Source organism: Arthrobacter pascens, from assembly GCF_030815585.1.
In the GTDB taxonomy this organism is placed as follows: domain Bacteria; phylum Actinomycetota; class Actinomycetes; order Actinomycetales; family Micrococcaceae; genus Arthrobacter; species Arthrobacter pascens_A.
Genome location: NZ_JAUSWY010000001.1, coordinates 1249537 through 1273646, shown reverse-complemented (window position 1 = coordinate 1273646; position 24110 = coordinate 1249537). Strand labels below are relative to the sequence as shown.

The following is a 24110-nucleotide window of genomic DNA, read 5'->3' as shown; positions in this document are numbered from 1 at the left end:
AAAGAGGAACTTGTGGAAGACAGGAAGCTGCGCATCGCAGCTGTTGGAGATGAACTGCTGGCCGGGCTGGGAGATCCCAGGGCGCTCGGCTGGCTGGGCCGCGTACTGGCCCGCACTCCGCAGGACGGCATGGCCATGGAAAGTTATGCCCTCCCCTGTCCGCAGGAAGGAACAGAAGGGTTGGCCGCGCGCTGGCTGGAGGAAGCAAGCAGACGGTTCAGCGACCAACACGAAAACCGCCTCGTGATCGGCCTCTCCGGCCGGGATATCGAATTCGGGCTCTCCACGGCACGCAGCCGCCTGAACCTGGCCAATATTCTCGATTCCGCTTCGCAGAACAGGATCGAAGTGTTTGTCGTGGGCCCGCCGCCCACGCTCGACCCCGCCCAGAACCGCCGGCTCGGAGAGCTGAACACCGCTTTTGCGGACGTCACGACGCGGCGTAAACACCTCTACGTGGACACGTTCTCCCCCCTCCTGAACCACGAGCAGTGGCGGCAGGACCTGGCCGCCAACAGCGGAACCCCTGGGCAGTCCGGTTATGGCCTGATGGCCTGGCTGGTCCTTCACCGGGGCTGGTTCCAGTGGCTGGGGATGGATTCACCCGAGTAGGCTCCGCAGCCCTTCGGATTTCGCGATATATCTTGACCTGCCGCCCGGCTGGGTTATATCTTGGTATGGATCACGATATATCGCGACTTGGAGGAGTCATGGCAGAGAACGGCTGGACCGTCACCGGTCCCCAGACCATCGACGTTGACGACGTCACATCGTTGAAACTGGGCATGGTACGCGGAAGGTTCGACGTCGTGACCCACTCGGACGCGGTAGCGCGAGTGGAGATCACAGAGGTCCAAGGCGACCCGGTGTCCGTCACGGTGGTCGACGGCAGGCTCGAGGTCCGCCATCAGCTGCATGGGCCGCAGGGCTGGTTCAAGAACCTCATGGGCACGGTCAACCACAAGAGCAACAATTCTGCGGTCATCAGCATTGCCCTGCCGGCGGGCGTGACGGTGGAGGCCGGTACCGTCAGCGGTGACGGCCTGGTGTCCGGGATCAGCGGACACACCCGGCTCAATACCGTCTCCGGCTCGGTGATGGCCGACGGTACCGAGGGTAACCTTCATGTCAACACCGTCAGCGGCGAAGTGATTGCGCGCAACCACGACGGCGTCCTGACCGCCAAGAGTATCTCCGGCGAGGTCACAGCGTCCGGCCGGTTCAGCCACATCCGCGCCAACACCGTCAGCGGCCACATGAGTTTTGACCTGTGGGGGTTCACTCATGATTTCGGTGCCAATTCGGTCTCGGGGGACCTCACCATCCGGTTGCCTCACGACGTCGGTGTCGACATAGTGGCAAAGTCCGTTACCGGGACAGTGGTCATCGATGATCAGCGATACTCCCAGCCGGGAGGCAGGGTGGAAACCATCGCTGGTCCGGACGGCAAGCTCATGCTGGTCCGGACCAACTCCGTTTCAGGCACGACCTCGATCTTCCACAGCCCAGCGCCGGGAAACCCGGAATCAACGAACGTGGATGCAAGGCACCCGGAAGCAGGGCAGTGATGCCTCCTGTCTTCGCCCACGGCGCCCTGCGGCTGTATCTCCTGGCCCTGCTGGAGACCGGCCCCAAACACGGTTACGAACTCATCAAGGCCCTTAACGAACGGTTCGGAGGCACGTACTCCCCCAGCGCCGGCACGATATATCCGCGCCTGGGCAAGCTGGAGGAAGAGGGCCTGGTGGCCACGGAGTCGGCAGGCCGACGCACCAACTACCACATCACTGCGGCGGGACTCGCGGAACTGAACAGCCGCCGGGACGAGCTTGCCGGCGTCGAGAACGACATCTCAGCGTCGGTCCGCCGCCTGGCGGACAACCTCCGCGAGGATATCCGCAGCAACATGCGCGGCCTGCGGGCGGACCTTGCGGCGACGGCCGAGGCCGCGCGTTCCACAGCACGTGCCGCCGATTTCAGGACCGCTGGCAGCCGGCGCTCCTCCGAGGGGCACCGGATGCTTAAGGAAGCCGAGATGCTGCTCCAGGCGTTCCGTGACGATCTGCGCGTGGAGTTGCGCCTGCAGGCAGGCAGGCAGCCAATCAGCCCGGTGGCACTTGAAACCGTCAAAACCGTCCTGGACCAGGCGCGGATCTCCATCCGGAACTCACTGCACAGTTGAACAGTAGGGGTGGCTGCCCACCTGAGAGGCAGGCTTGCGCCGTCGGTCGAGCCGCAGGCCATGGGCCCGTTTCGGGTTCGCAGCCAGTCCCATCATGTGGGAGACTTGAGGGCAGCTCTTTTGAGTACAACATTAAGGAGGCCAGCTATGAGCAAGCGTGCACGTAAACGTCGTGACCGTAAGCGTGGCGGCGCGAACCACGGGAAGCGCCCCAACACCTGAGCAAAAGCTTGGAATGACGGTTTAAGCGAAGGACCCCGGAAGCCACACGGCTTCCGGGGTCCTTCGTGTTTCTGGCAATCCACGCTCACGGCGCGTGCGACCGCCCGGGCTGCTGCTCCCGGGGCGAGGGGCGTATTAGGCGTCGACCGGACGGATCGAGTGGATCCTGTCCAGGATGGCGTTCTTCAGGTTCTCCGGCGCGGCTTCGGTGCAGGAGCGTTTCACCATGGTGCGGATAACGCACTCAAGGTCATACTGGTGCGTGCATTCAGGGCAATCATCAAGATGGTTCTTGATCTCCGTAATGTCCGCACGGGTCAATGCCCCGTCAAGATACTCATAAATGCGTTGCATCCGGGCGTCATCGCAGTCGCCCAATCCCTGGCAGTCGCTCATTTCCTGTTCTCCTGTTGTGTGCTTGCGGCCGCGTCCTGGGGTTCGACGGCGGCTTTGAATCCCCGCTCGGCGGCATAGTCCGCCAGCATGTCCCGCAACATTTTCCGGCCGCGGTGGAGCCGGGACATCACTGTGCCGATCGGCGTGTTCATGATGTCCGAAATTTCCTTGTACGCGAAGCCTTCGACGTCGGCAAAGTACACCGCCAGACGGAACTCTTCAGGAATGGCCTGGAGCGCGCGCTTCACATCGGAATCGGGCAGATGATCCAGGGCCTCGGTCTCCGCGGACCGCAGGCCGCTGGACGTGTGCGACTCTGCCCTGGCCAGCTGCCAGTCTTCAATGCTGTCCGAGTTCGACTGCAGTGGCTCGCGCTGCCGCTTGCGGTAAAGGTTGATGTACGTGTTTGTCAGGATCCGGTACAGCCACGCTTTGAGGTTGGTACCCGGCTTGTACTGATGGAACGCCGAAAAGGCCTTGGTGTAGGCCTCCTGGACGAGGTCCTCGGCATCGGCAGGGTTCCTTGCCATGCGCATGGCCGCGGAGTAGAGCTGGTCCACGTACTGCATGGCGTCCCGCTCAAACCGAATGCGGCGCTCCTCCGTCGTTTCGGTGGCCACATCCACTGGCTGCTCTGCATTTTCGGACTGAGCAGTTCCGGGCTCCGCAGTTTCAGGCCCGGGGCTCTGGGCTCCAACCTCGACGGACTCCCCGGCGGAGCCGGGCTGCGCGCCGTTGCTGCTCTTGGCTTCGCTTCCGGAGGCCTTATACATGGCCTCAACGGCCGGATCCAGGGTGCTCATTGCCTTCAAGTCTACTGTGACGCTCTGCGCACGCGCCGACCCATACTCCGGAGGATCGGATTCCAGAGTCTCCAAACCCACGGGGCCCGCCACTTCCGTCCCGTACTTCACCAACGCCAAGGGCCCACTCCACTCATTTGTCACTGCAGTTTTTTCGTGATGAGCCCGGCATTCCCGGACCCGCAATCGATAACCCCTGGCTGCGGGCAAATATTCCCCAAAAGTGCAAGACTAGAACGGACTCCGCCGCATTCGACGCGGTTCGTCCATCCAGGAGGAAATCCATGTCCTTTGTCCGCACTCTCGCCCGGCCCATGCTGGCCTCCAGTTTCGTTCTCGCGGGGCTGGACAAGCTCAAGAACGCCGATGACACCGCCCAGCAACTGTCGCCCCTCCTGCGTAAAGCAACATCGTCGCTGCCTTTCCGCACCGATGAGAAGACACTGGCCCGGGTCATTGGCGGAACACAGGTGGGCGCCGGCGTACTGTTCGGCCTGGGCAAGTTCAGCCGCCTCTCGGCGACACTGCTCACTGTCATCTCAGCCCTCAACACTTTTGTGGAATGGCGCAGCGCGGACATCAGCACGAAGGAAGGCCGCGAAGCCCGGCGCAACCAGCTCCTCAAGAATGTTTCCCTGAGCGGGGGGGCCCTGCTGGCGTCTGTGGACACCGCGGGGAAGCCGGGCCTGGCCTGGCGCGCGGAGCACCTTGCCGCCGACGCGAAGAAGGGTGCCTCGCACCTTGCTGCCGATGCGAAAAAGACCACCGGCAAGAATCTCCACAAGGCGGATAAAGCTGTGCGGCGCGCCGTGGAGCAGGCAACGGGGGCATAAGGACGCATGACCGGATCCACCGCAGCCGTTTCCCAGGACTCCCCCGAAGCTGCCCCTCACTGGCCCGCCCCGTTTGCCACCAGGCCGGTCAACGCCACTGTCACCGTGCCGGGTTCGAAGTCGCTGACCAACAGGTTTCTCGTTCTCGCCGCCCTGGCTGACGGTCCGTCCCGGCTGCGGGCTCCCCTGCACTCCAGGGATTCCGCCCTGATGATCGAGGCCCTCCGCAAGCTGGGGGCCACCATCACGGAGGTGCCGGGAGACGGCGCATTCGGGCCGGACCTTGAGGTAATCCCCTTGAGCCAGGAGGTTCCCTCTCCCCGGACGCGCATCGATTGCGGCCTCGCCGGGACTGTGATGCGGTTCGTTCCGCCGCTCGCGGCACTGCGGAACGGCGTAAGCGTCTTTGACGGCGACCCGCACGCCCGGGAGCGTCCGATGGGAACCATCATCGAGGCCCTGAAGGCGCTTGGCGTGCCCGTGGCCGGCGAGGACGGCGGCACCCCTGCCTCACTGCCCTTCGCCGTTGAGGGTACAGGTGAAGTCCAGGGCGGCCACCTGGTGATTGATGCCAGTGCGTCGTCCCAGTTCGTGTCCGCCCTGCTGTTGGTGGGCGCCAGGTTCACCGAGGGGCTCCATCTGGAGCATGTGGGCAAGCCGGTGCCAAGCCTGGACCACATCAACATGACGGTGGCTGTGCTGCGGGGTGCAGGGGTATCAGTGGACGATTCCGTCCCGAATCACTGGGTAGTGGCGCCGGGCCCCATCCGCGCCTTTGACCAGCGCATCGAACAGGACCTGTCCAATGCCGGCCCGTTCCTTGCCGCTGCGTTGGCGTCGGGCGGAACGGTACGTATCCCCGGCTGGCCCGCCGATACCACCCAGGTGGGGGATCTCTGGCGCAGCATCCTTGCGGATATGGGCGCGGAGGTCAGCCTGGTTGACGGCGTCCTGACCGTCACCGGCGGGTCCGAGATCAAAGGCGCCGACTTCGCTGAAACCAGCGAGCTGGCCCCCACCGTTGCGGCCCTTTGCGCCCTGGCCACCGGGCCATCCCGGCTGAGCGGCATCGCGCACCTGCGCGGCCATGAGACAGACCGGCTGGCGGCCCTTGTCACTGAAATCAACCGGCTGGGCGGCGATGCGGAGGAGACGAGCGACGGGTTGGTGATCCGGCCCGCAAAGCTGCACGCCGGCGTCGTGCATAGTTACGCAGACCACCGCATGGCCACCGCAGGTGCAATCCTCGGCCTGGCGGTGGAAGGCATCCAGGTACAGAACATCGCCACCACGGCAAAGACCATGCCGGACTTCCCCCGGCTGTGGGCGGACATGCTCGCACAGGGCCAGCCGCCCCAGTCCCCGGGGCGGGAAGGTTCCGACGGTGGCACGCAGCACTGATTCCTGGGACGAGTCCGATGTCCGGATCCGCCCCAGCAAAAAGGGCTCACGCCCTCGCACCAAGGACCGTCCAAGCCACGACGACGCGGTGACGGGGCGAATCATTACCGTTGACCGCGGTCGGTATACGGCAGTGGTCGGCGAAGATTCCGGCGAGGAACGCATCATCATCGCCGCAAGGGCACGTGAACTGCGCCGCTCGCCGGTCGTGGCAGGCGATTTTGTCTCGCTGGTGGGCGATGTCTCAGGTGAACCGGACACCCTGGCCCGCCTGGTCAGGATCCAGGACCGCAAAACGCTCCTGCGCCGCAGTGCCGATGACACGGATCCGATCGAACGTGCAGTGGTAGCCAATGCCGATCAGCTCGTGGTGGTGGTGGCTGCCGCCAATCCGGAGCCGCGCACGGGTTTTATCGACCGTGCCCTGGTGGCCGCCTACGACGCCGGCATTGAGCCGCTGCTGCTGGTCACCAAGGCGGACGTCAAGGATCCCGCTGAACTATTGTCGAACTACGAGCACCTTGACTTTCCGGTGATCATCAGCCGGACGGCTGATTCCGCCGCCTCGGGCATCGATGCCCGCTCCGACGACGGGCTCTCCGCCCGCCTCGACAGCGACGCCGTCTCCCAGCTCCGCGCATACCTCGACGGCAAGGTCACGGTGATGCTGGGACACTCCGGGGTGGGCAAGTCCACCATGGTCAACGCGCTGACCGGAGCTGAACGGGCCACCGGCGGCGTGAATGCCGTCACCGGGCGGGGTCGCCACACCTCGTCGTCGGCCCTGGCCCTCAAGCTGACCGACGCCCCCTCCGGCAGTTGGATCATCGACACCCCGGGCATCCGTTCCTTCGGACTGGCCCATGTGGACCCGGACCGGATCCTCCGGTCCTTCCCCGACTTGGAGCCAGGCACGGATGCCTGCGAGCGCGGCTGCAAGCACAATGCCTCCGCGGTGAACTGCGGTCTGGATGCCTGGGTGTCCGAAGGCCACGCCGGCCCGACCGGCGCGGCCCGTCTCGCTTCCCTGCGGCGCCTCCTTGGCACTGACCCCCGGATGGAAGGTCAGGAGACCAAAGAATTGGGCAGCATCAGCTAGCGCAAAAACCCCGGTTCCCTATGGGCTACCCCGCTCTCCGGGGCACTTCGGGACGCTTTCCGAATCAGATGTCCCCGACCTGGCGGCGCTTTGACGGTAGTTTGGAACCATGATCCAACCCGCTTCGAGCTACAACGATGACCTGCGCCTGGCCCATGTGCTGGCCGATTCCGTGGATGACCAGACCATGAGCCGCTTCAAGGCCCTGGATCTCCACGTCGAAACCAAGCCGGACCTGACGCCGGTCACGGATGCGGACAAGGCTGCTGAGGAAGCCATCCGCGGCCAACTGTCCCGCTCCCGCCCCCGTGACGCCGTTTTGGGCGAGGAATTCGGCAGTTCCGGCCACGGTTCCCGCCGGTGGATCATCGACCCGATCGATGGCACCAAGAACTTCGTCCGCGGCGTTCCGGTATGGGCCACGCTCATTGCCCTCGTTGATGAGGGCGAACCCGTGGTTGGCGTAGTCAGTGCCCCGGCGCTGGGCAAGCGCTGGTGGGCGGCCAAGGGCGCGGGAGCCTACATGGGCAAGTCGCTTGCCGCCGCCACCAGGCTGCGCGTCTCGGATGTTTCGCAGCTCTCGGATGCATCCCTCTCCTACTCGAGCCTTGGCGGTTGGCAGGAACGTGGGAACTTTCACGACTTCCTGGGCCTGACCGAGGATGTCTGGCGGACGCGTGCCTACGGCGATTTCTGGTCCTACTGCATGGTGGCAGAAGGTTCGGTGGACATCGCCTGCGAACCGGAGCTGAACCTCTATGACATGGCGGCCCTGGTCCCCATCGTGGTTGAGGCCGGCGGCCGCTTCACCTCGCTCGACGGCGAAGACGGACCCTTCGGCGGCAACGCCCTGGCCACCAACTCGATCCTGCACTCGGAGGTCCTGAAGAGGCTCAATCCTGACCTGGACGACCTCCTCTAGCCCGCTAACCCGAATTATCCACGGCGGACGCTTCCAAACGGAGGCGTCCGCCGTCGTATCTTCGCAAAAAGTCCGATCTTCCAACGCGCGCGTAACAAAACCCTTAACATTCCGCCTGGCTTCTTCCCGGCCCCACGCATGTTCTACGCTCTTAACAGGTCACGAGTGCCAGCGCGAAACCCCGGTTTGCTGGCCGGCAACCCTCCATTCGCGGTGGGGTGCCCCGGGTGACGACCAGGCCGGTCCGGAACGGACCCGGCAAGCGCGGATTCCCGGCACGGGGGTCCTTCTTAGAGTGAGGTCTCTGTGACAACTGCCACCGTCTCCCCCAACGCTGCCATCCACAATGCAGCCCTGTTCAGCGAACGCAGCGCCATCGCCGGCCGCCCCCTGTCTGCCGTTACCGGCGCGGAGATCCAGGCTCCCCTGATCCAGGGCGGACACGTCAGATACGCCAACCTGGACTACGGCGCTTCAGCGCCCGCCCTCTCGGTCGTGTCGGCCTACCTCAACGAAATCCTTCCCTTCTACGCCAGCGTCCACCGCGGTGCCGGCTATGCGTCCCAGATCAGCACCTCCGTCTACGAGAACGCCAGGAACATCGTCCGGGACTTTGTCGGTGGCCGGGCCGGGGACTCCGTCATCTTCACCCGGAACACCACGGATTCGCTGAACCTGCTGGCGGGCTGCCTTCCTGCCACGGACGGCCGTCCCCAAGGCGACGTCCTCTATCTCGATATCGAACACCACGCCAATCTCCTGCCATGGCAGGGAGTTCCGCACCGCAGCGTCGTGGCCGCCGACACCATCTCCGGCACCATCGAGGCACTCCGCGCCGAACTGGAACAGGGCGGCGTCAGCCTGCTGGCTGTCACCGGCGCGTCCAACGTCACCGGCGAAATCCTGCCTATTAGGGCCCTGGCCGCATTGGCTCACGAACATGGTGCGCGGATCGTGGTGGACGCTGCGCAGCTGGCGCCCCACCGGCGCATCAACATCAGCGCCGACGACGTCGACTACCTCGCCTTCTCCGGCCACAAGCTGTATGCGCCCTTCGGCGCCGGCGTCCTGGTGGGACGGCCGGACTGGCTCGACGCCGGCACCCCTCACCTTGCCGGCGGCGGAGCCGTACGCGAAGCCCGGCTGGACGGCGTCAGCTGGGCCGACGGGCCTGCACGGCATGAGGGCGGCTCGCCCAACGTCCTTGGCGCAGCCACCCTGGCCCGTGCCACCCAGGTCATCTCAGCTCTGGACCAGGATCGTTGGCACGCCCACGAGTCAGCCATCAGGTCCTTCCTGGTGGAAGGACTGCAGAAGATCGACGGCGTCACCGTGCACCAGATCTTCAAGGACACCGACCCCGATACCGACACCATCGGCGTCGTGAACTTCTCTGTGGCGGGTTACGACGCCGGCCTGGTGGCCGCTTACCTGTCCGCGGAACACGGAGTGGGCCTCCGGGACGGCCGCTTCTGCGCCCACCCGCTGCTCAAACGCCTGGGCCTTCCCTCAGGTTCGCTGCGGGCCAGCTTCGGACTGGGTTCTCGGCTTGAAGACGCCCAGCGGCTACTGGCCGGCATCGAGGAACTGCGCCGCACGGGCCTGGGATGGGACTACGTGGTGGATTCGGGCCGCTGGGTTCCGGCCAACGACACCCGGGTCTACCCGGAGTGGGCGCCGAACACACCCGGCACTGCCGGCGCTGCACCCTGCATCGAAGACTAACCAGCACCTGCGTCAGATTCAGCAGGTGCGGCATGTGCGGTAAATTCGAAGGATACCCAAGGGCATCAGGCGAAGGAGGCCGCACGTGGCACGGGGTGGCCCCAAACTTGACCACGGGCGCCGTCGGGAACTCGGACAGAGCTTCCAGGACGGCGGCGAGCACTACCAGCGCGTAAGGCCCGGTTACCCCGCAGAGTCAGCGGACTGGCTGGTTCCCGCCGGAGCCGTGGACGCTGTGGACGTGGGTGCCGGCACTGGAAAGTTCACTGCCCTTCTGCTGGAGCGGGGGCTGTCAGTATCAGCTGTCGACCCGTCCGCGGACATGCTCGAGCAACTGCAAATCCACTGTCCCGGCGTGGCAGCGACGCAAGGCACAGCAGAGGCGACCGGGCTGGCTGACGCCTCCTTCGACCTCGTCAGCGTTGCCCAGGCCTGGCACTGGTGCGATCCGCTGGCGGCAAGCACTGAACTGTCAAGGATCCTTCGTGCCCGGGGAACACTGGGACTCATCTGGAACCAGCTGGACACCTCGGTCCCGTGGGTCCACCGCCTCTCGCGCATCATGCACGCCGGCGATGTGTACAAGCCGGACTTCCGTCCGGTCGTGGGGCCGGAGTTCGAGGGACTCGAAAGCCACGTGACACGTTGGGAAGACGTCGTCACCACCGCGGACATCATTGAACTGGCCAAGTCGCGGAGCTATTTCCTGCGCGCCGGTGAAGCCACCCGGGGCAAGGTGCTTGCCAACCTGGACTGGTACCTGCACCACCACCTGGGACATGCCGGGGAGGAAGACCTTGGGTTGCCGTATTTGACCCTCACATGGCGGGCCGTGAAGGCATGACGGCGGCCGAGCACCCGGTAGGCTTGATGTCGTGAAGACCAGCGCGCCCTCCTCCTCGATCGAGGACTACGTCAAGGTCATATACTCCTTCACGGAGTGGCAGGACAAGCCCATCACGTCCTCGCAGCTTGCCCAGCGCCTGGGGGTGGCCAACTCATCCGTCTCCGAAATGGTCCGTAAGCTCAAGGACCAGGGCCTTGTGGACCACCAGCCCTACAGTGCCATCACGCTCACGGAGGATGGAGTGCGGCTGGCGCTGTCCATGGTGAGGCGGCACCGGCTGATCGAAACGTACTTGGTCCAGCAGCTCGGATACAGCTGGGATGAAGTCCATGACGAAGCCGAGCTGCTGGAGCATGCGGTCTCTGACACGTTCATCGAGCGGATGGCGGCAAAACTGGGAAACCCCGAAAGGGATCCGCACGGGGACCCGATCCCCCGGGCGGATGGCTCGGTTCTGATGCCCGACGCATATCTGATGAGTGAACTGGACCAGGGCCACACCGGCAGGATTACCCGGATCAGTGATGAGAACCCCGATTTGCTCCGCTACCTCTCCGCAGAGGAAATCGGCCTGGACGCCGAGGTGGAGGTCATTGGCCGTAAGCCCTTTGGCGGGGCGCTGGTGGTTCGGATCCGGCAGGCCGGCAGCACGCATGACTACGATCTGGCAGATAAAGTGACGTCAGCCCTTTGGGTCCATAGCGACCACCCACACGCCGGCTGCCTCCTTGGGGACCGCTGAATGACGGATTCCGGCGTACCGGGATGGCGCGCCTGGCTGGCGGTAAGCACCGGTGCCCTTGTCGGAACTGAGCTGCGCTACGGCCTTGGCCTTGCCTTCCCGGACGCCGCAGGCGGGTTTCCCTGGCCGACACTGTGCATCAACGTTTCCGGAAGCTTTGTCCTTGCTGCCCTGACCACTTTCTGGATCGCCCGGCCGCACACAGCGTTCTGGCTCCGCGCAGGACTCGGCCCGGGACTCCTGGGATCCTTCACCACATTCTCCGCGGTGGTGTTCTCCGTGGACCAGCTAGCCCGGGGCGGCTTCCATCCGGTGTGGACCGCCTACCTCGCCCTGTCCCTCCTGCTCGGGCTCGGCGCGGCGGCCGCCGGCTGGCGGACGGGCAAAGTGATAGCCGACCGCTTCGGGGCTCCGGCGTGATGGCCGCCGCCCTGGTGGGGGTATTTGGCGCGGCAGGTACCCTCTTGCGGTTCGCCGTCGACACCTGGTTCGCGCACCGCGCCGCCCGGTCAGCCGCCGTCGGCCCAGGCGGCACGCTGCGGCACTGGCCGTGGGCAACCCTGACAGTCAACGTCTCCGGGTGCCTCATCATCGGGCTGTCCATCGGGATCACCGGACGCCTCGGCCTCGCGGCCGAGTGGCACACCGCTGTTGCCACGGGTCTGGCCGGTGGCCTCACCACGTTCAGTTCGTGGACCACCGCCACCGTCCGGCTGCTGACTGAATCCCGGTTCGCCGCTGCAGCCCTGAACCTTGTCGCCAACCTTCTCCTCGGCTTTGCGGCGGCTGCGGTCGGCATTGCTCTGGCGTCGTAGCTTAGGCGGCGTCCGGCCGGGACGTCCCACCGAATTGGTCCCGCCCACCGTTTTGGCAGCGTCACGTATCGTGGACTGTGATGATTAGCAGACGCGACGCGGCAATTGCCCTTGATGTACCGATGGAAATGGCGCAGCGCCATGGCATTCCCAAGCGGCTGACCGAAGCCGAGCTCGGGGAGATCCTAGACAATCCGCCGCCGTGGCTCGTCCAGTCACGGGCCAACCGGACAGGGAAGCGGCCGGTGTGGGTCCATCTGGAATGCGCGGTCTGCGGCTATGAGGAAGCGGCGCGCCCCAAGAAATGGTGGCCCGAATTCACCTACGTTAGCTGCGGGCACCACGCTCCCGGCGAGCTGCCGCCGCCCCGGCCCGGCTTTGTGCGGAGCGAGTTCGACGGTGTGGGATCCCGCTTTGTGGGCATCGCGGACGTCTCGGTTCCGGACTGACTGCGGGCATTTCTTTCGCGGCTAAACAGGCGTATTTTACGAAGAGGGGCGCAAGCCGTCCCACATCGTAAGGAGCAAGCCATGCCTGACAAATCACCGCACCAGCACCAGGCGAAGAAGCCGGTGAAGACCATCAAGGAGAAGCGCGCCGAGAAGAAGGCCAAGGGACCGGTTGACGGCGCTCCGGATCCGGTGGCGCACCTGAAGAAGCGCTGACCGCCGTATTACCCGTTGCCGGCCATTTCTTCGGGCACGGCCACGAGATCCACTTCGTTGCCGTCCCTCAGCACGGCGATCTGCAGCGGCTGGCCGATCGCGTCGGCAAAAAGCAGCTTCTGCAGGCTTTCGGCATTGCTGACGGGACGGTTTCCTGCTGTAAGGATGATGTCACCGGCAAGCATGCCCGCGGCGTCCGCGGGGGAACCAGCCAGCACTTCCACCACACGGAGTCCGTCGCGTTGTCCCGTCCTGACGACGGCACTTGCGTTCAACCGGATCGGAGTGCTGACCACACCGAGGTAGGCCCTCCTGACGCGCCCGTCGGTGAGCAGAGCGGAGATGATCCGCCGGGTGGTTGCATTGATGGGAACGGCCAGGCCCAGGCCAGCACCGGCGACCGCGGTGTTGATGCCGACGATGCGGCTGTGTGTGTCCGCCAAGGCGCCTCCCGAACTCCCCGAGTTGAGGGCCGCATCTGTCTGAATGACGTCCTCAATCACCCGCCGGTTACCGCTGGCCCAGACGGGGATGGCACGCCCAAGGCCGCTGACAACACCGGCGGTCACGGAGCCGGCGAGGCCGAGTGGATTCCCTACCGCGATGACCAGCTGCCCCACCCTTAAGGACTCGGCGTCTCCGAACTCCGCAGGTGGAACCCTTGGTGCCCGGCCACGGACCACGGCGAGGTCGGACAAGGCATCGGCCCCTACTAGCTCCAGCTCGGTCCTGCTGCCGTCAGCAAAGACGGCATGCCCCTGATGGGTTCCGGCCACCACATGGGAATTCGTCAACAGGTAGCCGTCTTCGGTGAAGAGCACAGCGGATCCTGCACCGAACCGGAACCGGCCGTTGCGCCGGTTGCCGGTCATTTCAATGGCCGCAACATGCGGCGTGACTGTCTCGGCCACGCGCATGACGGTCTCCGAGTACGAGTCCAGAGGACCGTCGTCGGACGCTGGTGGACGGGGCTCCTTCGCCTGGTCCATGGCGCACCTCCTAGCCGCCGTTGCTGCCTCCCGGCTTCCAGATGCTGAGCTGCGCCGGGTCCTATCTGGCACAACCATGGAGGGGGCTTCCGTAGTCCCGGGCCTGCTACGCCGTCGGTGAACGCAACCGAAGGGCTGTTAACGCCTGTTAACGCAGAACGGCCCGGACATGATGTCCGGGCCGTTGCGCATGTCTTGCGACACACCAAAATGTGGAGATGGGGGGAATTGAACCCCCGTCCGATGTCGTGTTGTCAGGGCTTCTCCGGGCGCAGTTTGCGTCGGATTTTCTCGGCCCCAGCTATCTTGCAAACAAGTAGCTGATCCGGGCCCAGTCATCTAAGAGTCCCGTTTACCCCGATGACGGAGGTAAACAGCAGTGGCTATCTAAATGACGCCAGGATCCGGGGCAATAGCAACCTCGGGCTGACGGACTGTCTTACTGCTTAGGCAGCAAGAGCGAAGTCAGTGCGCTTGTTTTCGGCACTTATTGGTTTGCAGACAGCGTTTACGAGATAATTCTGCATCCTCGGCCCGCTTCACCTGTCGCGACTAACATCGTCGAAACCGATCATCCCCGTATTTTGTTATCAAACCGGCAACAGAAGTTGAAACACTCATCGATTGCTGCCGGATTATCAAGCATAACGCATGTCCGTTGGAAATGATTCCTACCGGCGGTTGCGCTCCCGGATCTCCCTCAGGGCTTCGCGGTTGTCCTGCTGCTCACGAAGGCTCTGGCGTTTGTCGTATTCCTTCTTGCCCCTTGCGACGCCGATCTCCACCTTGGCCCTGCCGTCCAGGAAGTAGAGCTGGAGCGGCACGATGGTGAAGCCCGATTCCCGGATCTTATGGGAGATCTTGATGAGCTCCTCCCGATGCAGCAGCAGCTTGCGCCGCCGGCGGGCCGAGTGGTTGGTCCAGCTGCCTTGGTTGTATTCCGGAATATGGATGCCCTCCATCCACAACTCGTCGTTGTAGAAGGTGCAGAAGCCATCCACCATGGACGCATGGCCCTCCCGCAGGGACTTCACTTCTGTTCCCATCAGGGCAATGCCGGCCTCATACGTGTCCAGCACGTGGTAGTCATGCCGGGCCTTACGGTTGGTGGCCACTACTTTACGGCCACTTTCTTTGGGCACGGTGGAACTCCTCAGTTCTTGAATCCTTGATGACTCCGGCCGATCGGGCACGGAGTCATCCCAGTCTACGGCAGGAGCGGAACGCCCCTACAGCAGGCGCATCGGATCAACGGCGGCGCCGTTGAGCCAGGATTCAAAGTGCGCATGGCATCCGGTGGAGTTTCCGGTGTTTCCGGAGTACGCGATCAGCTGTCCCTGGGAAACCTGCTGGCCGTTGGCGACCACTATGCTGCTGTTGTGGTAATAGACAGTGGTCAGGGAGTTGCCCTCCACCACACCGTGGGAGAGCTTGACCCGCCATCCGCCCCCGTCACCGGAGTTCCATCCTGAGGAAAACACCTCACCGGCTGCCGCCGCATACACGGGGGTGCCGCAGGATGCACCAAAGTCGATGCCGGTGTGCAGGTAACCGCCCGTGCCGTAGAAATCGATAGTGCCCGGAGGCGTGGCGCGCCAGCCGAAGCCGGAGGTGATGGGCACGTTGCTGTCGAACGGGTGCCGCAGCCCAAAGGCAGACGGCGATCCGGTCACCGGAGCATACGGCTGCACGGCCTGGCCCCGGGCGCGGGCGGCAGCCGCGGCAGCCTCCGCGAGGCGCCGCTGCTCAGCTTCCCAAGCTTCGCGCAGTCTGCGGTCGCGTTCGACGATTTCCCCGGCTACCGCGTCCTGGCTTGCCTTGACAGCGGCCAGTTGGCTCTGGATGCCCGGCTTGGCCGCCTGGAGTTCATCGTTGAGGCGGGTGGTGTCGGCAATCAGCCGATCCACTTCCGCCTTTTTGGCCTCGGCCTCGTCGCGGGCTGCCTTTTCCCTGGCCAGCGCGGCCTCGGCCTTGGCCTTCAGGTCCTGGATCTCCGCCTCTACAGCCTCAAGCCTGGCCTGGGAGTTCACGTTGGTGGCATTCTGCTGCGAGAGCTTGTCCATGGCGGAGTTCTGGCTGCGCATGGCCTGATCGGCCAGATCCATGGTGTCTGTCAGGCTACCGCCGCCGTTCGACCCGAAGAAGAGGGTGAGATTGGAGGGGACTCCACCAGCCTTGTACGCCTGCGTGGCAATCTGGCCGATCAGCTTCTTGGTAGACGCGATCTTCTGCTTGTCTGTCTCAAGCTGCTGGGTGATCTTGGCTTTGTTCTGCTGCGCCAGATCAACCCTGGCGGCGAGCGCCTCGACTTCCTTCACCGCACTGGCCACCCTGCCCTGGGCTTCCATCAACGCCTGCTGCGCACCGGGGAGTTGGCCCTGGTAGATCACCAGGTCACCCGCTGCCTTGGCGATCCGCGAGTCCACAAATTCCAGGGACTGCTGGACACGGGCCGCCTCTGCTTCGAGGGCAGCCTGCTTGTCTTCCAGCTCATCCGCGAGCGCCATCGGGGCTGCGGCGCCAAGGCTGGCGGCGAGGACCAGCGCCAGGACACTTCCGATGATGCCGGTCCGGCGGGCGGAGCGGCGGCGGCCGTCCTGACGGTGCCGGGGCGGGGTTCCGTGCATTGCAGTCATAAGCATTCCTTGGTCGGTTTGCACAGCCTAGACCCTCAAATATCTGCGTAGGGTCAAGAGAGACGAAATTCCTGCCAAGGATCCGCCAAGGATTAGCAACGCAGGCGCAAGGATGAGCGTCTGTCCTGGCGAGATGAATGCCGTGTCCGGATATTGCTTGGACAGGTACTCGCCCAGGAAGAAGTGGGCAACAGCCCAAAGCGTACCGGATGCCAATGCCGCGCCGATCACGGCCGCGATAACGCCTTCAAGGATGAACGGAAGCTGGATCACCGTCTTGGAGGCTCCCACCAGGCGCATGATCCCGGTCTCGCGGCGGCGGCTAAAGGCCGAAAGCCTGATGGTTGTGGCGATGAGGAGGATGGCACAGACAATCATCACGCCAGCGATGCTCACGGCCACGAGGGACGCGGCGTTCATGGCCGAAAAGAGCCGCTCCAGCAGCTGGCGCTGGTCAATCACAGTTTCCACCCCGGGCTGGGAGGAAAACGTCTCACTGATGATCTGGTACTTTTCCGGGTCCTTCATGTTGATCCGGAAGGAGGCGGGGAGCTGATCCGGCGTGACTGAATCCACGATCGGCGAGTTGGAGAACTGGTCCTTGAAGTGCTTGTAGGCCTCTTCCTTGGACTCGAACTGGAAGTCGTTGACGTACTGGGCCACTGCGGGCGATTCGAGGAGCGTCTGAAGGTTCTCCTGCTGCTCCGGGGTGACCGGGCCGGTGGCGCAACCCGCCGCCGTCGAGCCGTCACCGCAGAGGAAGATGGCCACCTGGACTTTGTCGTACCAGTAGCCCTTCATCTGGTTGATCTGAAGCTGGAGCATACCTGCGGCACCGACGAATGTCAGGGAAACGAACGTGACCAGGATGACCGAGACCACCATGGACACATTGCGCCGGAGTCCGCTGCCGATCTCGCCGAGGATAAAAGCGAGCCTCATCGCTGCTCCTCCCCTGCGTCGGGCAGGTTGTCCGCGGGGCTGGCGGGCAGCGGTTCTTCCCGGCCGCTGGCATCCTTAATCCGCCGCGACTGGCCCACAACAGGAATCATGGATGTGTAGAGCGCCCTGGCTTCGTCACGAATGACCTGGCCGTTCTTCAGCTCCACCACGCGCTTGCGCATTTCGTTGACGATGTCGTCGTCGTGGGTGGCCATGACCACAGTGGTGCCGTTCTGGTTGATTTTGTCCAGCACACCCATGATGCCCATCGACGTGGTGGGGTCCAGGTTTCCGGTGGGTTCGTCGGCGAGGAGGATGCCTGGCCTGTTCACGACAGCACGGGCGATGGCCACGCGCTGCTGCTCACCGCCAGAGAGTTCGTGCGGCATGCGGTGCTCTTTGCCTTCGAGTCCCACTGTCTTGAGCACCTCCGGGACGGTGTCCCGGATGACGCTGCGGCTCTTGCCGATGACCTGCATGGCAAAGGCAACGTTGGCAAAGACGTTTTTCTGTGGAAGGAGCCGGAAGTCCTGGAAGACCACGCCGATTCCGCGGCGAAGCTTGGGCACGCGCCAGCTGGAGATCTTGGCTACATTCTGACCGGCGACATACACGGCTCCTGATGATGCCCGGTCCTCCTTGAGTACCAGCCGCAGGAAGGTCGACTTGCCGGACCCTGAAGCACCCACGAGGAAGGCGAATTCACCACGGTCAATTTCTAGGGTGACGTCGTCGAGCGCAGGCCGGACCTTCTGGTCGTAGACCTTGGTGACATTTTCGAATCGGATCATGGCCCTAAGTACCCTGCAGGGCATGGCTGGTGCAGCCCAGATCTGCAGCCGGTGCGCGGGCTTTCTTTTGGGGGAAGTAGAGCTCCGGCTCCTCGACTATACGCAGTCTTTTGGCTGGATTTCGGGGGTTTCCGTGGCGTGTCGCAGGATCCGGCCTACCTGGTAGGCATCCCCAGGCTATTTCTCGGCGTTGCGGTTGTCGGTGCGCCAGCGGATGCCGGCGTCGATGAAGTCGTCAATCTCGCCGTCGAATACGGCCGAGGTGTTGCCCACTTCGTGTTCCGTCCTGAGGTCCTTGACCATCTGGTACGGGTTGAGGACGTAGGACCGCATCTGGTCGCCCCAGGACGCCTTCACGTCCCCGGCGAATGCCTTCTTTTCGGCGTCCTCCTGTTCCTTCTTAAGGAGGAGCAGACGGGACTGCAGCACGCGCATTGCGGCCGCACGGTTCTGCAGCTGAGACTTTTCGTTCTGCATGGACACCACGGTGCCGGTCGGGATGTGGGTGAGGCGCACCGCGGAGTCAGTGGTGTTGACAGACTGACCACCCGGTCCCGATGACCTGAAGACATCTACGCGGATCTCGTTGTCCGGGATGTCGATGGAGTCCGTCTGTTCGATCAGCGGGATCACCTCAACGGCCGCAAACGAGGTCTGACGCCTGCCCTGGTTATCAAAGGGGCTGATCCTCACCAGCCGGTGGGTTCCGGCTTCAACGCTCAGCGTGCCGAAGGCGTAGGGCGCCTTGACTTCGAAGGTGGCCGACTTGAGGCCTGCCTCTTCGGCGTAGGAGGTGTCCATCACGGTGGTGGGGTAACCATGGCGTTCAGCCCAGCGCAGGTACATGCGCATCAGCATCTCGGCAAAGTCTGCGGCGTCGACGCCGCCCGCCCCTGCGCGGATGGAGACCACGGCCTCACGTTCGTCGTATTCACCGGACAGCAGCGTCACGACTTCCAGTTCCTTCAGCGATTTCCAGATGGACTCGAGTTCGGTGGCCGCTTCGCCCATGGAATCGGCGTCGTGCTCGTCCTGGCCGAGCTCCACCAGGACCTCCAGGTCATCGATCCGTGATACGAGGGTGTTGAGTCGCTCCAACTCTGTCTGGCGGTGGGACAGCCGGGACGTGATTTTCTGGGCCGCAGCGGGGTCGTCCCACAGATCGGGTTGGCCCGCCCGCTCGCTCAGCTCCGCGATGTCTTCCTTCAGAGCCTCAACATCGGTGACTCGTTCGATGGAGGTGTAGGTGGAGCGAAGAGCGCGGATTTCTGCGGAAAAATCAATATTGGCCATGGTTGTTTAAGCCTACGCTATCCTGCCGGGACCCCCGACCCTCGAGGCTTCCCCGTCACCGGGCAAGCCTCGAACGCGCGGTGGAGGTAGCTTCGATCCTGATCCCGTCCGGCACCAGGAAGTTCACCACCGGCGGGCGGACCGTTGCGCTGAGGACCACAACGGCGGTGGATCCGTCCGGGCTGCCGGTCGCCGAAGTGACCGCCAGTTTGTCGAACCGCTGTGAAGCAGGCGTCCTGATGACGAAGTCTCTGGCAACATTCGTGACGCGGGCGGAACTCAGGACCGCAGAGGGGCTGCCTCCTTCCGTCCCGACCTCGCCCAGGGTGAAGCTGCCGGCGGCCGCGAGCGAGGCGCCGTCGGCCAATGACAGCAACCTCTTGTGCTCGAGGTAAACGCTGGAGATGCCGATAACCACAGTGGTCACCAGGAGCGCCAGCAGGACGTAACCGATGATAAGTACAATGACCTGGCCATCCTCGTCGGCTCCTTTAACCCTCATCGGAACCTTCCCACGAGCTGCGTTGACGAAGCCTCGACTTCGCTGGCGTTGAGCCTGAGCGCCTCGCTGAACGGGACAAAGGGCAAAGGCACGATGAGATTTACGGTCACCGTAACGGCTGTCCCCGCAGCCTGGCAGTCGGTGGGATCGCAACTGGTTGAGACACGTGCGTCCTCGGCAGCGTGGCCGTAATCCGCCAGGGCGATGAGCGCTGCCTGCTCCGCCGCGGTTTGGGCTGACTGTGGGTCCGGCTGAGCCACGTAAACTTTCGCGGCCTGGTCGGCAGCGCCGACCACGGCAAAGGATCCGCCCTGGATTTGCCCCATGCTGATGACGAAGTAGACCAGAGGGACCATGAGAAGCAAAGCCAGGAAAGTGAACTCGACCACTGCGCTCCCCCGTTCGCACGGCTCAGGAATCCGCCCGGCCTTGGCAGGAACACGGCACAGGGCCTGGCTGATCCTGCCCTCTATGCGTGCTTGCCATGGTGCCGGGCCGGAAGGCGCTTTAGGGCTGGATCGCGGCATGGCCCTTGACCTCCAGCATCGCCCGCGGGCCGATGAGACCGATCACGGGCATGGGCGCCTTGATGGTAACTTCCAGCGTCCGGAGGCCCTGAAACGTCACTTCCGAGGTGCTGATGTCCTGGGCGAAGTCAGCGTTTAGGGCCGTTCCAATCAAGTCCCCTGCGCGTTCCGCCGCGTCGGCTGCCCCACGGTCCGCCAATGTTCCGTAGCGCGCTCCCGAAGCAGCCGCGTCGATGAGCGTGTTCCGCACGTGGAGGACGAGTGTGAGCTGGATGATGGCCAGAAAGAACATCGTGAGCAGGCTGCCCACCATCACGAAGTCCACCACCGCAGAGCCGCGTTCTTCCGGGCCGCCCTTGCCTGAGTCGCCGCCGCTTCCCCGCGGGCGGTGCTCCGGCATGGCCTACTTTCCGACCTTGTCCATAGCCTGGTTGAACATCGTTTCGAGCGCCGGGCCTGCGAGCGCCAGCAAACCCGCCACCAGAACCGCCGACATCAGTGTGATCAAGACCCACCCCGGGACGTCCCCCCGCTCCGGGTGGTCTCCGTACGGCACGTCATGGTGTCCCTGCACTTTGGCCTTCCCTGGCGCGTTGGTTACCCACGCCGTGCAGGGTCCAGCCATAAGCGTCAGGAGCAGCAGTGCGCTGCGGATTCCCAAGTATTTCATTTTCAGTCCCATTCTTCGAGTACTACGTGATGTCAAGGCCGGCTGTCCGGCAGGTTCTTGTCTGGTTCTGGACTGTGCTGGGGTTCGTAACCTCCATTAGCTGACATCCGTGGCCGCCTAGAAGCCCAGGCTGATCGCTGCAATGCCAGGAAAGACCGCGAAGACCACCGTCAGCGGAAGGACTCCGAATACCAGCGGCACCATCATGCCAATCTCCTTTTTGCCCGCTGATTCCATGAGTTCCCGCTTCGCAGTGTCCCGGACGTCCTGGGCTTGTGCCCGGAGCACGTCCGCCAAAGGTGTGCCCCGCTCGACTGCAACAATGATGCCGTCAACAAACCTGACCAGCGGGCTCAGGTCGGTGCGGGCTGAAAATTCCTGCAGGGCTTCGACCAGCGGTTTGCCTGCCCTGGTTTCGGCAAGGATCTTGGAGAATTCCTTGGCCAGTTCTCCGCGCGCACTGCGGCAGACCCTGTCCAGGGCACCGGTGGCGCTTTCCCCAGCGCTGACTGCCAGGGCCATTAGCTCGGCGAGGCTGGGGAACTCGGCCATCATCCGGGATTCCCGCTTGCTGATCTGGACGCCCAGCCAATAGTCGCGGAACAGAAAGCCGCCGAGCGCACTCCCCAGGACCGCAATGACAGCCAGGACAGGACTGAAGCGGCCGGACACGGCACCCAGGACAACCAGCCCAATGGAAATAACAAACCCAGCAGCTGCCCACAGAACCTGTTCGGCGCGGAACTCAACAGGTGATTTGTTGATGCCTGCCTGGGCCAGCCTCCGGGCGAGCGCCTTTGAACCCAGGTTCAGCTTGCCCCGGGCGATCAGGCCATCGCGCAGCACGGGGCGCACGATCCGTTCCAGCGGGCCGATCCGCTGGGTGAAGGTCGTGGGACGCATAAAGGGCAACCTGAACAGCAGCAACCAGAGGCCTGCCCCCAGAATAACGCCGTAGACGATAGCAGCCGCAGAAGTACCGGTCATCGGAGCACCCGTTCGTCCTGCGGAAGTGCGCCGATGCGCAGCATGATGGAGTAACAGACAAGTGACACCACCAGGCCGGCCACCAGGACCCCGGCTCCCAGCGGCGTATTGTAGGCCTGCACGGCTTCAGGCCGGCTGGCTAGAAGGACCATCACAATCCACGGGGCGGCAACAGCGAGCCTGGCTGCGTTGACGGTCCACGACTGCCTGGCCTCCAGTTCGCTTCGCGTCCGGGCATCTTCACGAAGAAACTCAGCAAGGGTTCCGAGCAGTTTCCCGAGGTCGGACCCGCCCACTTCGCGTGTCAGTCGGAGGGCCTCGACTATCCGGTCTGCCACCGGATCAGCCAGCCGGTCCTTGAGCTTGTTCAAGGATCCGTCGAACTGGCCCCCGGCGCGATAATCTGCACCGAAGTCCCGAAAAACATGCCGGAGCTCCTCCGGGCCCTTTGCGCCCAGCTGGATGAGGGCTTCGGGCAGGGACAACCCCGCCCGGATAGCGGACCTCAGATGATCAACCACGTCGGGCCACAGCTGGCGCAGCACCGCCGTCCTCTTCTTCGCCCGCCATCGGACCAGGCTGACCGGAAGCCACGCACCGAACAGTCCAAAGCATGCAGACATAGGCCAGGACCTGCTGACAGCATAGAAGACGAGTGTCACAAATATGCCTAGGCCCAGGCACGTGGCAACGAGTCCGGTCCCTGTCACCCTTTCAATGCCGGCGGATGCGAGCAGGTCCTCCAGCCGGTTGACTTTCGGAGGGCGGTCAGCGGGTTTCGGTTGCTCCCAGAAAGACCACCAGACAAGGAACAGCCCGGTTCCTGCAAGCACCCCCAGGAGAGGCGCCATCAGCGGGGCTCCAGCAGTGCGGCGACGTCGTAACCGGCGCGGGCAAATTTCTCGGGCGACGGCATTGAGTTGGCCCTCGGCTGAAGTTGTCCGTCCGCCGTGGCGAACACCATCGATGACTCAATGATGCCGTTCTCCACCCGCCGGCCCAGGGACAGGATCTCCGTTACATGGCGGCGACCATTGGTCTGCCGGCTGCAGTGCACCACAAGATCGATGCACGAGGCAACGGTGGGAACCACAAAGGCGCTGGAGATGTTTTCCCCGGCCAGCAGTGGAAGGGTACAGATCTTGGTCACCGCGTCGTGGGCTGAGTTCGCATGGACAGTACACATCCCTGGCAAGCCCGAGTTCAAGGCGATCAGCATGTCCAGGCTTTCTGCCTCGCGCACTTCGCCCACCACGAGGCGGTCGGGGCGCATCCGCAGCGCTTCCTTGACGAGCCTGCGCAGAGGAATTTCGCCTTCACCCTCAAGGTTGGGCTGGCGGCATTGGAGGCCCACCACGTCCCGCAACGGAAACTGGAGTTCAAAGATCTCTTCGACCGTGATCACCCGTTCTCGGCTGCCGATGCTGGCGGCGAGGCAATTAAGCATTGTGGTCTTACCCGCTTGGGTGGAACCCGAAACCAGGATGTTCAGTCCGCTGGCCACGGCGGCGCCGAGGAACCGGGCTGACTGTGGCGTCAGCGTGCCCAATTCCACGAGGTGCTCCAACCGGCTTGCCTTGACGACAAACTTCCGGATGTTCACCGCCCAGTGACGGCGGGTTACATCCGGAATGACCACGTGAAGCCTCGAGCCGTCCGGCAAAGCCGCATCCACAAAAGGAGATGACATGTCGAGGCGGCGGCCAGAACTCTTCAGCATCCGTTCTACAAGGTCGCGCACCTGCTGATCTGTCAGGCTCAGGGAGGTCAGCTCGGATTCGCCGTTCCGGGCAACATAAATTTCGTTGGGCGCGTTCAGCCAGATTTCCTCGATGGAGGGATCGTCCAGCAGCGGCTGAAGCGCCCCAAAGCCGGCAACCGCATCAAAAACGAACCTGCGGGCAGCCTCCAGTGGACCTATCGGAGGAAGCGGCCCCATGAGGGCACGCTCGTCGTAGTCAGTGACCGCCGCCTCAACAAGGCGCCGGACCTCTCCAGCTTGCCGCAAGGGGTCGAGCCCCCGCCGACGGATCAGCTCGCGGACTTCGTCCTCCACGATTCGCACAGCGTCCATGAGTTCCCCAATACAAAGGCCGCCCCGGTCGAGGCAGTGCAATTGGG

Annotated in this window: 30 protein-coding genes, 1 other RNA gene and 1 riboswitch; of the genes, 15 read left to right on the top strand and 16 right to left on the bottom strand. The window is 63.9% G+C overall.

Features of this window, described 5'->3' with window-relative positions; genetic code table 11:
• Positions 1 to 12 precede the first annotated feature (12 nt).
• The 4 genes from QFZ30_RS05975 to QFZ30_RS21955 all read left to right on the top strand — a co-directional run bounded on the left by QFZ30_RS05975 (position 13) and on the right by QFZ30_RS21955 (position 2404).
• Positions 13 to 612, top strand: a complete 600-nt coding sequence (locus tag QFZ30_RS05975; RefSeq protein ID WP_307074386.1) for a GDSL-type esterase/lipase family protein — start codon at positions 13 to 15, stop codon at positions 610 to 612.
• Positions 613 to 710: 98 nt separating this feature from the next.
• A complete protein-coding gene (locus QFZ30_RS05970) occupies positions 711 to 1568 on the top strand; it encodes a DUF4097 family beta strand repeat-containing protein (RefSeq protein WP_307074384.1) in 858 nt (285 codons plus the stop codon).
• Positions 1568 to 2182, top strand: a complete 615-nt coding sequence (locus QFZ30_RS05965; RefSeq protein ID WP_307080079.1) for a PadR family transcriptional regulator — start codon at positions 1568 to 1570, stop codon at positions 2180 to 2182. The genes QFZ30_RS05970 and QFZ30_RS05965 overlap by 1 nt, the downstream gene beginning before the upstream one ends.
• A gap of 147 nt (positions 2183 to 2329) precedes the next feature.
• Positions 2330 to 2404, top strand: a complete 75-nt coding sequence (locus QFZ30_RS21955) for a 50S ribosomal protein bL37 (RefSeq protein ID WP_369299106.1) — start codon at positions 2330 to 2332, stop codon at positions 2402 to 2404.
• Positions 2405 to 2539: 135 nt separating this feature from the next.
• Here QFZ30_RS21955 and rsrA read toward each other — a convergent pair whose 3' ends face one another.
• Positions 2540 to 2800 (bottom strand): mycothiol system anti-sigma-R factor, encoded by a 261-nt coding sequence (rsrA, locus tag QFZ30_RS05960; protein ID WP_307074382.1) that lies wholly within the window; start codon positions 2798 to 2800, stop codon positions 2540 to 2542.
• On the bottom strand, positions 2797 to 3603 hold the full coding sequence (locus QFZ30_RS05955) for a sigma-70 family RNA polymerase sigma factor (RefSeq protein ID WP_307074380.1): 807 nt from the start codon (positions 3601 to 3603) through the stop codon (positions 2797 to 2799). The genes rsrA and QFZ30_RS05955 overlap by 4 nt, the downstream gene beginning before the upstream one ends.
• Before the next feature lie 284 nt (positions 3604 to 3887).
• Here QFZ30_RS05955 and QFZ30_RS05950 point away from each other — a divergent pair, with 284 nt between their 5' ends.
• The 11 genes from QFZ30_RS05950 (at position 3888) to QFZ30_RS05900 (ending at position 12652) form a co-directional block, all read left to right on the top strand.
• Positions 3888 to 4436, top strand: a complete 549-nt coding sequence (locus QFZ30_RS05950; protein ID WP_307074377.1) for a DoxX family protein — start codon at positions 3888 to 3890, stop codon at positions 4434 to 4436.
• A 6-nt stretch (positions 4437 to 4442) separates the two neighbouring features.
• Positions 4443 to 5837 (top strand): 3-phosphoshikimate 1-carboxyvinyltransferase, encoded by a 1395-nt coding sequence (gene aroA, locus QFZ30_RS05945; protein WP_307074376.1) that lies wholly within the window; start codon positions 4443 to 4445, stop codon positions 5835 to 5837.
• On the top strand, positions 5821 to 6936 hold the full coding sequence (gene rsgA / locus QFZ30_RS05940; RefSeq protein ID WP_307074374.1) for a ribosome small subunit-dependent GTPase A: 1116 nt from the start codon (positions 5821 to 5823) through the stop codon (positions 6934 to 6936). The genes aroA and rsgA overlap by 17 nt, the downstream gene beginning before the upstream one ends.
• 109 nt (positions 6937 to 7045) lie before the next feature.
• Positions 7046 to 7858 (top strand): histidinol-phosphatase, encoded by an 813-nt coding sequence (hisN, locus tag QFZ30_RS05935; RefSeq protein ID WP_307074372.1) that lies wholly within the window; start codon positions 7046 to 7048, stop codon positions 7856 to 7858.
• 157 nt (positions 7859 to 8015) lie between these two features.
• Positions 8016 to 8129, top strand: a riboswitch (SAM riboswitch).
• Between the two features lie 35 nt (positions 8130 to 8164).
• Complete coding sequence (locus QFZ30_RS05930; protein WP_373462816.1) at positions 8165 to 9583, top strand: aminotransferase class V-fold PLP-dependent enzyme; 1419 nt, start codon at positions 8165 to 8167, stop codon at positions 9581 to 9583.
• Between the two features lie 85 nt (positions 9584 to 9668).
• On the top strand, positions 9669 to 10427 hold the full coding sequence (locus tag QFZ30_RS05925) for a class I SAM-dependent methyltransferase (RefSeq protein WP_307074370.1): 759 nt from the start codon (positions 9669 to 9671) through the stop codon (positions 10425 to 10427).
• A 31-nt stretch (positions 10428 to 10458) separates the two neighbouring features.
• Positions 10459 to 11172, top strand: coding sequence for a metal-dependent transcriptional regulator (locus tag QFZ30_RS05920; RefSeq protein ID WP_307074368.1), 714 nt, complete (start codon positions 10459 to 10461; stop codon positions 11170 to 11172).
• Positions 11173 to 11592 carry a fluoride efflux transporter FluC gene (locus tag QFZ30_RS05915; protein WP_307074366.1) on the top strand — a complete coding sequence of 140 codons (420 nt, stop codon included), beginning with the start codon at positions 11173 to 11175 and terminating at the stop codon, positions 11590 to 11592.
• Positions 11592 to 11987, top strand: a complete 396-nt coding sequence (locus tag QFZ30_RS05910) for a FluC/FEX family fluoride channel (protein ID WP_307080075.1) — start codon at positions 11592 to 11594, stop codon at positions 11985 to 11987. Before QFZ30_RS05915 ends, QFZ30_RS05910 begins: the two co-directional genes overlap by 1 nt.
• A gap of 80 nt (positions 11988 to 12067) precedes the next feature.
• Complete coding sequence (locus QFZ30_RS05905) at positions 12068 to 12436, top strand: hypothetical protein (protein ID WP_307074363.1); 369 nt, start codon at positions 12068 to 12070, stop codon at positions 12434 to 12436.
• A gap of 81 nt (positions 12437 to 12517) precedes the next feature.
• A complete protein-coding gene (locus QFZ30_RS05900) occupies positions 12518 to 12652 on the top strand; it encodes a hypothetical protein (protein WP_307074362.1) in 135 nt (44 codons plus the stop codon).
• Between the two features lie 8 nt (positions 12653 to 12660).
• Here QFZ30_RS05900 and QFZ30_RS05895 read toward each other — a convergent pair whose 3' ends face one another.
• From QFZ30_RS05895 to QFZ30_RS05830, 14 genes are all read right to left on the bottom strand, one after another.
• Positions 12661 to 13641, bottom strand: a complete 981-nt coding sequence (locus QFZ30_RS05895) for a S1C family serine protease (RefSeq protein ID WP_307074360.1) — start codon at positions 13639 to 13641, stop codon at positions 12661 to 12663.
• A 210-nt stretch (positions 13642 to 13851) separates the two neighbouring features.
• Positions 13852 to 14220, bottom strand: a transfer-messenger RNA (tmRNA) gene (gene ssrA, locus QFZ30_RS05890).
• A 92-nt stretch (positions 14221 to 14312) separates the two neighbouring features.
• Entirely contained in the window at positions 14313 to 14783 is a 471-nt protein-coding gene (gene smpB / locus QFZ30_RS05885) for an SsrA-binding protein SmpB (RefSeq protein WP_267275605.1), read from the bottom strand.
• Positions 14784 to 14870: 87 nt separating this feature from the next.
• Positions 14871 to 16277, bottom strand: coding sequence for a M23 family metallopeptidase (locus QFZ30_RS05880; protein ID WP_307074357.1), 1407 nt, complete (start codon positions 16275 to 16277; stop codon positions 14871 to 14873).
• A gap of 27 nt (positions 16278 to 16304) precedes the next feature.
• Positions 16305 to 17219 carry a permease-like cell division protein FtsX gene (gene ftsX, locus QFZ30_RS05875; protein ID WP_307074355.1) on the bottom strand — a complete coding sequence of 305 codons (915 nt, stop codon included), beginning with the start codon at positions 17217 to 17219 and terminating at the stop codon, positions 16305 to 16307.
• Positions 17216 to 18010 (bottom strand): cell division ATP-binding protein FtsE, encoded by a 795-nt coding sequence (ftsE, locus tag QFZ30_RS05870; protein ID WP_307074353.1) that lies wholly within the window; start codon positions 18008 to 18010, stop codon positions 17216 to 17218. Before ftsE ends, ftsX begins: the two co-directional genes overlap by 4 nt.
• A 177-nt stretch (positions 18011 to 18187) precedes the next feature.
• Entirely contained in the window at positions 18188 to 19303 is a 1116-nt protein-coding gene (gene prfB, locus QFZ30_RS05865) for a peptide chain release factor 2 (RefSeq protein WP_307074351.1), read from the bottom strand.
• Between the two features lie 55 nt (positions 19304 to 19358).
• The gene (locus QFZ30_RS05860) at positions 19359 to 19805 is read right to left on the bottom strand and encodes a pilus assembly protein TadG-related protein (protein ID WP_307074348.1); all 447 of its coding nucleotides are present in this window, start codon (positions 19803 to 19805) and stop codon (positions 19359 to 19361) included.
• Positions 19802 to 20194 (bottom strand): hypothetical protein, encoded by a 393-nt coding sequence (locus QFZ30_RS05855; RefSeq protein ID WP_307074346.1) that lies wholly within the window; start codon positions 20192 to 20194, stop codon positions 19802 to 19804. Before QFZ30_RS05855 ends, QFZ30_RS05860 begins: the two co-directional genes overlap by 4 nt.
• 118 nt (positions 20195 to 20312) lie before the next feature.
• On the bottom strand, positions 20313 to 20732 hold the full coding sequence (locus QFZ30_RS05850; RefSeq protein WP_307074344.1) for a TadE family protein: 420 nt from the start codon (positions 20730 to 20732) through the stop codon (positions 20313 to 20315).
• A gap of 3 nt (positions 20733 to 20735) precedes the next feature.
• The gene (locus QFZ30_RS05845; RefSeq protein ID WP_307074342.1) at positions 20736 to 21002 is read right to left on the bottom strand and encodes a hypothetical protein; all 267 of its coding nucleotides are present in this window, start codon (positions 21000 to 21002) and stop codon (positions 20736 to 20738) included.
• Positions 21003 to 21119: 117 nt separating this feature from the next.
• A complete protein-coding gene (locus QFZ30_RS05840) occupies positions 21120 to 21989 on the bottom strand; it encodes a type II secretion system F family protein (RefSeq protein ID WP_307074340.1) in 870 nt (289 codons plus the stop codon).
• Positions 21986 to 22840: a type II secretion system F family protein gene (locus QFZ30_RS05835; RefSeq protein ID WP_307074339.1), complete on the bottom strand. Its 855-nt coding sequence runs from the start codon at positions 22838 to 22840 to the stop codon at positions 21986 to 21988. The genes QFZ30_RS05840 and QFZ30_RS05835 overlap by 4 nt, the downstream gene beginning before the upstream one ends.
• Entirely contained in the window at positions 22840 to 24063 is a 1224-nt protein-coding gene (locus tag QFZ30_RS05830) for a CpaF family protein (protein ID WP_307074337.1), read from the bottom strand. Before QFZ30_RS05830 ends, QFZ30_RS05835 begins: the two co-directional genes overlap by 1 nt.
• Between the last annotated feature and the right edge of the window lie 47 nt (positions 24064 to 24110).